At 64.5% G+C, this 12,832-nt stretch carries 8 protein-coding genes; 2 read left to right on the plus strand and 6 right to left on the minus strand.

Going from position 1 to position 12,832, the window contains the following annotated elements; translation table 11 throughout:
- The coding region (locus ACFQRJ_RS13125) for an NAD(P)-binding domain-containing protein (protein WP_377019611.1) at positions 1 to 296 on the minus strand (296 nt) is incomplete at its 3' end.
- A 471-nt stretch (positions 297 to 767) separates the two neighbouring features.
- Between ACFQRJ_RS13125 and ACFQRJ_RS13130 the strand changes: the two genes are divergently transcribed.
- Entirely contained in the window at positions 768 to 1,622 is an 855-nt protein-coding gene (locus tag ACFQRJ_RS13130; RefSeq protein WP_377019613.1) for a hypothetical protein, read from the plus strand.
- A 91-nt stretch (positions 1,623 to 1,713) separates the two neighbouring features.
- On the plus strand, positions 1,714 to 3,219 hold the full coding sequence (locus tag ACFQRJ_RS13135; RefSeq protein WP_377019614.1) for a hypothetical protein: 1,506 nt from the start codon (positions 1,714 to 1,716) through the stop codon (positions 3,217 to 3,219).
- Here ACFQRJ_RS13135 and ACFQRJ_RS13140 read toward each other — a convergent pair.
- The 5 genes from ACFQRJ_RS13140 to wecB all read right to left on the minus strand — a co-directional run bounded on the left by ACFQRJ_RS13140 (position 3,182) and on the right by wecB (position 12,812).
- On the minus strand, positions 3,182 to 4,507 hold the full coding sequence (locus ACFQRJ_RS13140) for a D-glucuronyl C5-epimerase family protein (protein WP_377019615.1): 1,326 nt from the start codon (positions 4,505 to 4,507) through the stop codon (positions 3,182 to 3,184). The genes ACFQRJ_RS13135 and ACFQRJ_RS13140 overlap by 38 nt on opposite strands.
- 77 nt (positions 4,508 to 4,584) lie before the next feature.
- Positions 4,585 to 6,180 carry a hypothetical protein gene (locus ACFQRJ_RS13145; protein WP_377019616.1) on the minus strand — a complete coding sequence of 532 codons (1,596 nt, stop codon included), beginning with the start codon at positions 6,178 to 6,180 and terminating at the stop codon, positions 4,585 to 4,587.
- A gap of 207 nt (positions 6,181 to 6,387) precedes the next feature.
- A complete protein-coding gene (locus tag ACFQRJ_RS13150) occupies positions 6,388 to 7,644 on the minus strand; it encodes a glycosyltransferase (protein ID WP_377019617.1) in 1,257 nt (418 codons plus the stop codon).
- A 164-nt stretch (positions 7,645 to 7,808) separates the two neighbouring features.
- Positions 7,809 to 11,540 (minus strand): glycosyltransferase, encoded by a 3,732-nt coding sequence (locus ACFQRJ_RS13155; RefSeq protein ID WP_377019618.1) that lies wholly within the window; start codon positions 11,538 to 11,540, stop codon positions 7,809 to 7,811.
- A gap of 108 nt (positions 11,541 to 11,648) precedes the next feature.
- Entirely contained in the window at positions 11,649 to 12,812 is a 1,164-nt protein-coding gene (gene wecB, locus ACFQRJ_RS13160) for a non-hydrolyzing UDP-N-acetylglucosamine 2-epimerase (protein ID WP_377019619.1), read from the minus strand.
- Positions 12,813 to 12,832: the final 20 nt, after the last annotated feature.

The raw sequence follows: 12,832 nt of genomic DNA on the forward strand, positions 1-12,832 counted from the left end.
CCGAAGTCCGGCTCCCACGTGGCGTCGTTCACGAACAGCGGTACCACGATCACCACGGCGTCGGCCTGCGGGATCGCCTCGGCGTAGTCGGTCGTCGCCCGCAGCCGGCCCGCCGGGCCCAGTTCGCTCAGCTTCTCCTGCAGCTGCGCCTCGCCCGGGAACGGTTCTCTCGCCTGGTTGATCAGCTCGACCTGGCGGGGATTGGTGTCCACGCCGATGACCTCGTGCCCTGCATCGGCGAACTGCACCGCCAACGGCAGCCCGATCTTCCCCAGAGCCACAACAGCAGTCTTCACGATGAACCTCTCGATCCGTGCAGTCGGTACGCACAAGCAATGCCAGCCCGACCATACTGTGTTCGCCCCGTTCCACTGCGCACAGGCGCCCATTGGCAGCAGTGGAGCGACACGATGATGCAGCTGCCGTTCCTGAGCGACGTGGGCCCTCGGGCCGCCGCGCGCCGACAACCGACCCGTTCCTGCGTGAGGGATCGAGCCGCCGCCCAGCGGTGCAGCCATCACGCCCCGCTAGGGTGAGGACGCGTGAACGACCTCTTCCCATCGCCAGGGCCTCGGCACGAGCCGGACACATCACCGGCTCCGGGGCGACGCGTTGTCGGACTGGCCGCGTACACCATCGCGGCGATCCTCGTCGCTGTCGTCGGGACACTCGCGGTCGACAGGCTCGTGGGCCAGGGCACCGGTGACCGGGCCGCCGGGATCGGCCCGTACGACTCATCCGGTGCTGCGGACCGGAGGCCGAGCGAGGTGCCTCTGACGTTCGGTGCGCAGGACGTCGTCGTCGATACGGTCACAGTTCCCGCCGCGGAGGCCGGCAGTTCGTCGCTGCTGTACTTCGATGTCGGTGTGGGCGCGGTTCCCTCATCGAGCGCGCTCGCGGCGTTCGTGTCATTCCGAGTCAGCTGCACGAGCGGAGGGGAGCCCGCCGAGATGCAGACGGACGGCAAGCTCGGCACGAACCTCTTCCTCGCCCGTGGCGGCGATGTCTCGGGCCAGGCGCTCGCACCGGGCACCGGCGAGGAGCTCGAGTGTTCGCTTCTCGCCTCGGCGCCTTTCCTCGAAGCCACTGACGACGGCGTGAAGGCACTTCCGCTCCAGGCCGATCTGCGGATCGAACCGACTGACGGGACTCATGTCCCCGCTCTGCACCGGCTGGATGACGCGACGCTGCTCAAGCCCCGCACGGTCACGAACGTCTTGAGCGTGCAGATCGATGATCCCGCCAGGCTGGACACGATGAGCACGACGGTGCGTCTGACCTCATGCACTGTCGTCGGTGGATCGCGGGATACCGGCGAGAACAAATGCCGGGCTTCGATGACCGGCAGGGAATCGTCCACCGTGCGCGTCCGCGTCATCGCCCGCTGGCTCGACGCCGAGGGGAGCATCATCTCCACGTCGACCTACTGGGACGAGACCCTCGCCGTCGACTACAACACCCATCACGTGCCCTGGACCCTGCGACAGCAGGGAATGGCAGAGAAGGTCCCGGGCGACGCGGAGGCCGTGGTGCTCGTCGTCCAGGTCGAGAACCTTGCGGGGACGCCGGCCGTCGTCCACGCCGACGGCACGGATTCCGTCATCACGACCCGTGCCCGATGAGCGGCCAGATCATCCGATACCGGCACGATAGTCTTCCCAGGACCGATTGCAGGGATGGGCGTCCTCCCGCAGAGAGCGGCGAAAGAGAGCAATGGACCACGACTCCGTACCGTTCGACGTAGATGGCCCGACCAGTCACAGGATCGCCGACGTCCGTGCAGCTTACGAGAAGTTCGCCCGCCGAGGTCTCGACGTGATGAGCGAGAAGATCGCGAGCGAGCCGGCCTATGACTCCAACGAGCAGGGACACTTCGCCTGGGACGTCTCCTTGCTCATCCGTGCTGCGTGCCTCACCTGGCGGGTGACCGGGGACCCCGCGCACCTTCGTCAGGCCGCCACGTGGGCTCAGCACATGGTCGAGCGGACCGACCAGGCATTGGGACGCAAGAACTGGCGAAAAAGCACCGTCCCGGCATGGTCTGCAGGCCCCCGCTACACCGCGGGAACGGCAGCTATCGGCACTATCGGCGGTGCCACCATCAGCCTGCAAGCAGCTTCCGAGCGCGTCGTCATCGAGCGACCGACCGATACCACGGCGATCATCCATTCGATCAGAGATGACGGCAGGACTTGGTCGTCGCCTGAAGGTTCCCTCCTCCCACACGATGCGGACTATCTGCCCGACCTGCTGGCCCGACGGAGCTCGATCCATTCGGTCCTTATGCGCGGCCTTCCGGCACCAATCGATCTCACCTTTCTATCGGCCGGCGAGTTCGAGGTTCGCCACCAGTACGGTGCCCATCTCGTCCATACCGGCCTTATCGCCCGATCTCTGCTCGCTGCCGCCGAAGCGATCGAGGCGGCAGGCCCAGAGACCGTCAGCACCGGCATCGCGGCCGATGACCTTTACGAGGCTGCGCGGAACGCGCTATTCCTTCATGATGACGAGATCCGCACGCGCTCCGGACAGGCGTGGTATATCACGCTCGAAGACTTCCCGTCACGCCGACTGGGGCTAGAGGTCCCGCACAATCATGTTGTCGATGCCGCCACGTCGTTCCTCATTCTCGGAAGGCGAGACAAGGACAAAGGGCTCCTCGGCCTCGGGGCCTCATTAACCCGACGATTCCTCGGCGAGATCGACGCCTATGAGGCCGGAGAGCTGCGGCACCCTTGGTACTACTACCCTGTGGACAGCGACATCTTCTTCGGTGTGACCCGCGACGAGCCGATGGCTGAAAGATGCATTTCTCCCGTGCAACGCGGCGAAGACGCCTCGCATGCCACGATGCGCGTGCGGGCGCTCACCGAATGGAAGGCGATGGACTCTCGGCTAATCCCAGATAGGACACTGAGCACTGCCGCCCTGGCATTCAGGCGGTTCTACCTGGGCACGAAGCATGGGATCTCGTCGATCAAATGGCTTCCTGGCGACAACAACGACGCACCGAAGTTTGGTCAGGCGGATACATACTCCGGCGCATGGGGCTCACTCGCTCCGTGGGACTCCACCATTAAGCGTCGAGTCAACTCCCTGGCTTTCCGACATCCTCCGGAAGCGATTTTTGGCGCAACCGTGCTCTCCGCGGCGGAGATTCTTGCGATGAACACCGGTGGCTCTACTTATGCCGCTTCGGATCGAAGCGCTCCAGCGTGATTCGCGAGTCTGCATACTCGGACAGATCGGTCCATCGGGACGGGTATTGACGCCACTTGTCGCGGTAATAAGCGAGAAGGTCACTTCCGGTTTCCTCAACGATCTTCCCCAGCGTGTCCACATGGATCCAGTGATACTGATTGAACTGCCTATCCGCGATAGCCTTTCCGAAGCCTGTCGGATACGCGACAAGTTCCGCGTCGGTCCAGGGAACGGCCAATTCGATCTCATTCTCCCCCTCGTCCACAGGGAACGTACCGAGCTCGCGGAAGTACTCCACTGGCAGGTTCTTGGTCATGGGGGAGTACGGACCATCCCCTATCCCGAGGCTGACCGCGCCGCTCCCGGAAGCGCGAACGGAGAGAAGCACCTTGTTCGGTGCGGGCCACGTCAGGCGGCTCAAGGAGAGAACAAGAGTCTCTGCCGCCCCGTCCGAAATCTTCCGCGGTCCCGCCTTGAGCGCCTCGCCAGCGGGATCGCCCGCCACATTCGCTTTGTAAACGCCGCTACCGGGCATGTGCACCCGGCAATCCGTGATCTCAAGATCCGCGCCGACGGCCTTCGCCTGTATTGAGGCAACCCCTGTAAGGCGGTATCGCGAGTTCGCCAGTTCAGGCACATCATAGATCGGGATCAGCCGCTCGAGGCCGCGGACCGACCGATGGAAGATATCCCAACCTTCGTCGCTCTGCGTGCTCCGTGCATAATCGCGAAGAATGCAAGTGGCCGTCGTCCACCCATTCAAGGTGCAGTCCGGAGCCTGCGACGGGTACTCCTCGATGATCAGCCCGTCGTCATCGGTAGTCCTGGCAACGCCGCCCTCCTCGGCAGGGATCAGCAGACTGCGCACAATCGCGAGTAGCGGCGCCTTGAAGCGCTCCGTGCCTGGCAACGTCACAAGGTTGCGGAATCCTTCGATGTACCGCGACTGCGTCAGCCCACTATAGAACGTTCCACCTCTCGTCGAGACGGCAGTGCTCTTCGGGTTATACAAGAAAGCCAGTCCGTCACCTAGGGGCGTCATCTGCTCGACTGCTGCATCGGCCACCCGCTTCGCGGCATCAAGGAAGACATCGTCCTTCGTGCGGCGGTACTGCGCGATGTAGTCCGCGATAACGTAGGGGCCGTAAATTGGGTGGGCGTATAGAACGTCCCCGGTCCGACGCCCCGGGTAGCCGTTTCGCAGGAACTCAATTCGATAATAGTTCCACACCGTTCGGCGCGATGCCTGCAACGGAGGCAGGCCGACCTCGGCCTCGTTTGTGATGTACTCGACCTCAGCGGTCACACTTCCCCCTCGCTCTCGCGAAACCTCGCGGCGCCTCCCGCCCTTTCCGTCGACCATCGGGGGCCGACGTCACCGAGCTACTTCTCGGGACGCGCTGCACTGACGTTCGCTCGGACCTCCTTGACTCTGCGTAGAGTATCAGAAGCGAGCCGTGCAACTTCTTGAGCATATTCTCTGAAGCTCAGCTCCCACATCGCGCGCGAGAATACGAGCTCGAAGCGAACATTACCCTTGCCCGCCTCGGCATCCTCCACGAACTTTCTGACGGATGGCTCAGAAAAGGTATCCAGGCCCGAGACCCCGTCCAGGATCGTCTCAGAGAGTTCGCTCCAATCCTCGTTCTCCCACATCCACGGCGTTGCACGCGTTTTCGCCGACCCCTTGTAGAACGGGACCTGCGACCACTCCGGCAAAATCTCTCGCAAGATGTCCCGATGGAGCCGCCCGTATTCGATCGAAGGTTTGAACATCGCCGATATCACGCGAGGGATCATCTGCGGAGCGTAGAAGGGAAGCAGCGTGCTCTCGGTCGCCTGCGGCATCGACCAATACGGCATCTTACTGAAGTTGTAGAAGAAGTCGACGACCATGAACGACGTAGTCATCCCGAGACCCTCGGCCTCGTCGGCAAATCGCAAGGACGACTGGATCGAGTCGTCTATACCATCGCTTGTCACGCCAGGTCCGCCCGATTTGATCATGGCGGCGAGTCGCTCCCGACCAAGCTCAGGGCCCTTGCCCTCCAGTTTTTCTCGCCAACCTGGACTGAGAAGGGTCATGCCCTGGACGGCCTCGCCTCCGAGCCCGTTGATCCGTGGAGCGGAACTCGGCCTGAATCCCTCGAACTGATTGGTACGATACGCGGAACGCGCGTTGTATGCGCCTTCCCAGGCCCTTTGGAAGGATATATATCGATCGAGAACCCGGCCCTTTGGTTTCTTCGGCTCCAGGACCTGGTCGACGCGATGCTCCACCGGGAAGTCAGTCAGCCGCAACAGTTCACGAGCCGTTTCCACCTCGCCCGAGTCGGTATTGACCGTCCTGACGGCATCAATGACACCCGCGCGAAGGGCAGCTGCAGCGGTTACTCGCGAGTCCTTGCCCCCGGAGAGATCCGCGATCGGCTTTCCGGCCCACCATGATGCAGAGGCAAGTGAGCGCAACATGCCATGCGCTCCTTCTGCCAGGGTCGGGATGTCACCGCTGCCCGTCGAATGGATCCAGCGATCACGGTCGCTCGTCGTCGACGTGGTGCCATCAGGCGCGACGTGGATCCTCGTACTGGCGGTCAGCTGACGGCCGTTGCCGAGATGAGCGCGCCCCTCACTCGACCAACCGAGCGTCGCCATGTCGTTCCACGTCGATTGCTCGAACCTCGGTGCCAGCCCGCCGAAGACATGGGCGAGCCCTGGCCTGCTGCTCCAGACGTGACCAAATCCTGGCACGTCGAAGGAGTAGAGGCGCACCATTCCGAGTCGGTCGTTGACGATCTTCAAGCCGGCGGAGCGCGTCCAGTGGAACGCGGCGCAGGGGGCGCCCATCTCGACCGGATCCGCGGTCCCGTCCGCGAAGTTGCGTGCGAGCATTATCGGATCCACGGCGCTATCGGCGCCGCCCGCAGCGACAGGTACATGCAGCCAGGCGGCAGCTTCGTCACTGCGTGACGCGACCATTGCCCAGTCAATCCTGGGCGCACGATGCTGCCAGACCAGGAACCCCGTGCGGCCGTCTCCGATATCGACTCGGTCGAGCGGCCCAGCGGCTACGTCTTGAATGAATCGGGTCGCGGAGTCACGCCTTACCCGGAGCTCATCCAGCGACATCGCATCATGGCGATCACAGGCATAAGCGAGAATAAATTGGCTGCTGGACAATGTCGGTCACCGCCTTCGGAAGAATCGGACGAGGTTGTTCCTGAACGAGGCTGGTTCGGGTTTGACGATGCCGAATTCCTCGGCAAGCTTCAGATGCAGACCGGTGAGGCGTGCCTCGTAGTTCTGCCAGTTCTCCGCAGCGGCATAGGTTCCACAGTTGAGTCTCATCTGTTGCAGATCTGCGTCAGAAAGAGCGTTGACGGCTTCGGCAATCTCCTCTGGGTCGAGGCGACGGTTAACCGTCAAGCCGATTTGGTATTGCTCAATCTTCTTCTTCATCTCCGGCATGTTGCTGGCCAGGATCGGCACGCCAGCCGCAGGATACTCCCACAGCTTGTTCGGCGAACAGTAGAGATGGTTGAGGCCGGTGTTCTCGTACGGGATGGTGCCGAGCGTAGCGCCGGCGGTCCACATCAAGAGCTCGTCGTGGGGAGCGCTCGGGACCATGGTCACTGCGGCGCGACCTGCGGGACGGTCCGCTCCGGTATCGAGGTACGCACGGATGTCGTCCTCGAGCTTCCCCCACCCCATGAACACCAATGACCAGTCCTCGCGGAGATGACGAGAGGCCTCGAGCAGCGCGGATATTCCTCGATGAGGGGAGTATCCGCCTTGGAACAGCAAAATTTTTTGATCCCGGTTCAAACCAGCCTTCTTGTGGAGACGACCGTCATAGGTTGTCTGCGCAACACGCTCGACCGCATTGGGCACCAAGACCGCGTCTGGCAAGGACGGGTACTTCTCCCGATAGAAATCGGAGATGCTCTGATTCAAAGTTATGAATCCGTTCACGTATCGGACATTCTCACGGATGATCCGGGCATTGACCGCAGCGCGGACGTCCTCAATGCTTGCCAGGTCTTCGTAGATTTCGTGGGCATCCCAGATCAATGGGCAACCGAAAGCTTGCTTGTATTTCGCTGCGGCCGCTAGTGCGAGATGGTCGTGCATATGAACGATATCCGGCTCGAAATCGTCTCTCACGCTCTCGAAGATCGTCTCCCCTTGAATGCGAAAAGAGGTCCAGATCGCGCTTTCGCGGCCGGGGGGGAGCTCTTCTCGTTCCATGCGTGGCTTCTGGTCCGAGAGATCCCGGTGCTGCAGGTGCACGGGTACCCCGTTCGGCAGGACGAAGTCCTCCGTCTCGTCCGCGGTGAGTCCGAACAGGCGCACGTCATGCCCCTGCGCCTTCAGTGACGCCGCGCCCTTGAGCACTCTCGCGTCGTGCTTGACCCCGTTATGGACGACGGCAGCAATGCGCATGGTGCTCCACTCCTCGTACGTTGTTCGGTCGCGAGCAGTCCGGACTCGGGTCAGCCCCCGTCATAGTAGCGACCTCCTGCGTCGCGCCGGGTACCGGTCCGCGTCCCGCGAGGCCCGCCCACCCCAAGGCAGCCGTCGAGCTGATCGCACCCGGCAATGGGGCCTCACTTCGGCAGCTGCGAGCCCGCCAGGCGACGGATCTCCGATACCAGGATCTCCCGCTCGCTCGTCCACGTGTTCTCACGACCGAATCTCTCCGCATTGCACCGATACGTCCAGTGACGCGTCCGATCGAGCACTGTCCTCACCGCAGCGGCGAGCTGCTCCGGGTCGAAGGGGTCGTAGACCTCTCCGCAGCGCGCCGTCTCGACGATCCGGCGGAGCTCCGGCAAATCGGAGGCGACGAAGGGGACCCCGGCTCCCGTGTACTCGAACACCTTGTTGGGCAGGGCGTACCGGTTGTTGCGGGAGACCGGCTGGTACGGGATGAGGCCGACGTCTGCGGCGGCCGTGTACGCGGGAAGCTGTCCCGGTTCGACGGCGGGGAGCCAATGCACCCTATCCGTGACGCCGAGGTCTCCGGCGAGCTGCTGCAGCTCCTCGAGGATCCGGCCCTTGCCGATGAACACCAGGTGGGCCCCCTCAGGGAAGTGCTGGGCGGCCCGCACGCAGACGTCGAGGCCTCGCCCCGCCATCAGTCCGCCCTGGTACAGCACCACCTGCGAGCTCTGGGGGATTCCGGCCAAGGAGCGGATGTTCAAGGGGTTGGCTCGTACGTCCGCCGGGACGGCTGGCGCACAGTTCCGCAGCACCGTGCCGCGCACGCCGTAGCGCTTCTCGTACTCGTCCCGGATGGTCTCGTTGACGACCACCACGGAGTCCGCACGCCGCATGTACGTCTTCTCGACCGACCACAGGAGCCGGCGCTCGTAGGGGCGAAGCGTCGTGCTCTCGAGATAGAGCTCATGGCAGTCGTGCAGGTGCGGGACACCGAGCCTCTTCGCCGCGATGCTCGCTCCGACCAGCCCGGGCAGATCGGAGCTGACCACCAGATCCGGCTCGTGCGCTGCGATCCGCTCCGGGGAGAGCCGCCAGAACTCCACGAAGCGGTTGACGAGGTGGACCCGCTTCAACTGATCCCTGATTTGCAGGTCGCGCCGGTTCCGCGTGGTACGTGCGAACTTGGTGAGTCTCTTGTCGGCTCTCTCCCAGGTCTTTTGGATCCGCTGGCGCGCCTCCCGGGTCGAAGGGGCGGTCCACCCGCGGTGGATCATGGCCACGCCGGGAAGATTACCCGTCATCCACTCGGGCGCGTCCTTCACCGGCTGCCGTGCCTTCTCGGCGCGGTCCTGCTTCACCTGGTCCCACTTCGCCTGACGCTTGTTCTTCTGTCTCGTCATCCGAGCCTGGTACCGGACCGCGAGCGAGCGGACCTCGACGAAGTCCGCGGACAGGTTCGGGTGGTCGATGCCCTGGAAGAAGTCGTCACGGGGCGTCGTGTTCACCACGGTGACCTGCGCACCCAGCTCGAGGAGTGTCAGGATGTTGCGGCGGATGCGGCCGGCGATCTGGGGCTTCATGGCGACCACGACGACGCGGAATGGCTTGTCAGCACCGGTCGCCGTATCCGGAGGAGGGAGTACGGCGCGTTGTCCGCCCTCCGATGGCGAGGAGTCCGTGCGGGATGCCTCCCGGGATGCGGCGCGGGCGCGCTGGGACGGGCCCGCCTGGGCTCCCGTCTCACGGGCGCGCCGTTCGAGCTCCGCGCCGACCACACGGTCTGCGGGTCCTCGGTATCCGAGCTGTCGATAGACGCGGTAGTACTCGGTGACGTTCGCATCCCAGGTGCGCTGGGCACGGACCCAGCGGGCGGCGCGCACTCCGAGGTCACGCCGCTTCAGCGGGTCCTTCACGAGCTCCACGAGCTTGCGTCCGAGGTCGCGGTGGTACCCGGCGCGGAACGTCTCGGCGACGCCGGACTCGTCCGCGATCTCCTGCAGGGCATCGACATCCGAGAGGACGACCGCACGACCGGTGGCGAAGGCCTCGAAGGGCTTGAGGGGGGTGACGAGATCCGTGACCGCGGACTTCTTCCGAGGGACGACGAAGATGTCGATCAGTCCGTAGTAGCGGACGATGTCCTCGTGCGGGACCGCACCGGTGAAGATGACGTTCGCGATGCCGGCCTTCTCGACTCTCTGCTTCAGCAGCGGCAGATGGCTCCCGTCGCCCACCAGGAGCAGGTGGAGGGGCTCGGTGACTCGTCCCGATGCCATGTGGAAGGCATCGATGAGGGTGTCGATGCCCTCGTATTCGACCATCGAAGAGATGTACCCAATCGTCACGGCATCCTCGGGCAGGCCGAGGTGTGCCGCGAGATCGGGGTCCCGGTCCTGCATGGGGAAGTCCTCGACGCTGACGGCGTTGGGGACGATCGAGAGCTGATCGCTCGCGGCGCCGCCGGATTCCAGGATGTGCTCGCGCATCACCCCCGCGAGCGTGAAGTTGTGGTCCGTGAGCGTGCGGGCGATCTCTTCGGCGTGCCGGCGCAGGGTGTAGGCGGCGGGGTGACCGTAGGTGGCGAAGATGCTCTGCGCATCGCGCTGCCAGTGCTGAGCGGTGATCACCCGGCTGAGGTAGGACTCCTCCCAAAACCCCCGTGTCTCGTACACGGTCGGGATTCCGTAGGCGGCGCCCACGGCGTGCACGATGCGCGCGTTGTAGAAGTCGGAGTGGGCGTGCAGGATGCTCGGCCGGAGCTCCCGGACGAGAGCGGCGAACTCGGCGATGTTGGTCCGGAGCCACTCGTCGACGAGGCCGTCACCCCGCGCGGGACCGGGCAACAGGTAGTAGTCGATACCCTGATGCGTGTAGCGGGTGGTGTTCTTGACCTCGCCCTCGGTGATCCCGGACTGGCCCACGATGGCCACCGGCAGTCCTCGGTCCGCCTGCGCCCGCGCGGTGTAGTGCGTGCGCAGCGTGTACCCCGACTGGGTCTCGGGGAGAACCTTGCCGACCAGATGCAGAACGGGACCGGCCGGGTCGTGGGCCGGGGACCGCGGCAGGTCCACCCTCACGGACGTCGGATTCCTGAAGACGGCGATCTCGTGCTCGAGCTTCACGACAGCGCTGCGATCGCTGGCCAGGCGTGACTTCTCCGCGATCTTTCGCAGCACCAGGACGGCCTGGTCCCAGTATCCCGAGGCCCGGTAGAAGCGATAGAGCTTCCGCAGCGTGCCCAGGTCCAGGCGCTTGAGCAGGTCGTAGCGCATAATCAGGGGCGCGATCTCAAGGAGCTGGTCGTGTTCGAGGTAGTGGTCCAAGAGGTCCGCGGCCTGCTGGATGGTGAGGAACGAGCGGGGGTGCCGTCCGAGCTGGATCGCGGATTCCGTGCTGAGATGCCAGGCGTCCTGCGCTACCCGATCGATGCGGGCGAGGTCGGCCTCCACTGGCTCGAGGAAGCCCTCCGGCACCCGGCGACGGAGGATGCTAGTCGTCCGCTGCAGCGTCTTCAGCTCGTCCTCGATCGCCGTCAGTTGCCCCTCGCGCACCCGCCGATTCAGCACGGTGATGCTCTTGCGCATCCCGGCGAGATCCGCCTGCAGTGCCGCGATCTCCGCCGCTTGCGTGCGGTCGGCTTCCGCGATCTCCGCCGTCTGTATGCGGTCGGCTTCTGCGCGTTCCGCCGCCTCGCGAGCGCGTTCTGACACGCGCCGCTCGAGAGTGCTCACGCGGGTCGCCGCCGTGGCATTCATCCGGGCGAACCGGTCGGCGACGCGGAACACGGCGACCGCGAGGACCGCCACGAGAGCGACGCCGACGATGGCGGTGACCCCGGCAGCGATCCACGAGCGGGTCACCGCCGTCACGACGAGCAGCAGGAGGACGACGACCATCGCTCCCCCGCCAAGAATCACTGCTGTCCGCATCGTCGCGCGCATCGGTGCATCCCTTCCTGTTCCTCCCGTGGCCGTGGTCCTCACCCGGCACGGTGTGTCGGATGATCAGTCGGCGAAGTCGTCCGGTCGGTCGCCTTCGGTGAACTTCCACTTGATGGCACCGATCGTCCGCTCCGCGGCGCGCCCGTCTCCGTACGGGTTCACGGCGTTCGCCATCCCGGCGTACGCCTCCTGCGAGTCCAGGAGCAGCGAGACCTCGTCCACCAGACGCTGGCGGTGGGTGCCGATGAGCTTCACGGTGCCGGCGACGACGGCCTCGGGACGCTCCGTGTTCTCGCGCATCACCAGCACCGGCTTGCCGAGGCTCGGTGCCTCCTCCTGCACGCCGCCGGAGTCTGTCAGGACGATGTCCGCCAGGCTGAGGGCACGCGTGAACTCGGCATAGGCGAGCGGCTCGATGAGGATGACGTTGCCGAGCCCCTCCACGGCCGGCTCGATCGACGCGCGGACCTTGGGGTTCTTGTGGATGGGGAACACCACCGTGAGATCCGGGTACTTCCGGGCGAGATCGGCGACGGCGGCGCCGATGCCCTCCATCGCAGTGCCCAGGTTCTCGCGGCGATGCGCCGTCACGAGCAGCACCCGGCCGGCCTCACCGGCGTCCATCGCTCGCTGGAGCTCCTCGAGCCGGGGGTCCTCGAAGGTCACCTCGAGATGATTCGTCGCGAACAGGAGCGTGTCGATCACGCTGTTGCCGGTGACGACGATGTCGTTCTCGCTAACGTCCTCACGGGTCAGGTTCGCCTTGCTGGTCACGGTCGGAGCGAGATGCAGAGTCGCGATCTGGCTGGTGAGCTTGCGGTTCGCCTCCTCGGGAAACGGCGAGTTGATATCACCGGATCGCAAGCCCGCCTCGAGGTGGATGACCGGCACCTGCCGGTTGAAGGAGGCCACGGCCGCTCCCATCACGGTCGAGGTATCGCCCTGGACGATCACCGCGTCCGGCTGCTCGCTCTCCAAGAGTCCATCCACGCCGGTGATGACCTTGGCGATGATCCCGTTCAACGTCTGACCCGCGCTCATGATGTCCAGATCGTGATCCGGAACGATCGCGAACATGGTGTTGACCTGGTCAAGCATCTCCCGATGCTGACCGGTTACGGCCACGATGCTGTCGAGTTCAGGGTCCGCCTCGATCGCCTTAATGATCGGTGCGACTTTGATGGCCTCGGGCCGGGTGCCGTAAATCGTCATGATGCGCAGAGTCAAAGCGTGCTCCTCGATGTGCT

Source organism: Brachybacterium sp. GCM10030252 (genome assembly GCF_042666535.1).
Taxonomy (GTDB): Bacteria; Actinomycetota; Actinomycetes; order Actinomycetales; family Dermabacteraceae; genus Brachybacterium.

Excerpts from the sequence above, each read along its gene's own strand:
- ACFQRJ_RS13135 (WP_377019614.1), top strand. The coding sequence starts at position 1,714 with ATGGACCACGACTCCGTACCGTTCGACGTAGATGGCCCGACCAGTCAC.
- ACFQRJ_RS13145 (WP_377019616.1), bottom strand. The coding sequence starts at position 6,180 with ATGGTCGCGTCACGCAGTGACGAAGCTGCCGCCTGGCTGCATGTACCT.
- ACFQRJ_RS13150 (WP_377019617.1), bottom strand. The coding sequence starts at position 7,644 with ATGCGCATTGCTGCCGTCGTCCATAACGGGGTCAAGCACGACGCGAGA.
- ACFQRJ_RS13155 (WP_377019618.1), bottom strand. The coding sequence starts at position 11,540 with ATGGTCGTCGTCCTCCTGCTGCTCGTCGTGACGGCGGTGACCCGCTCG.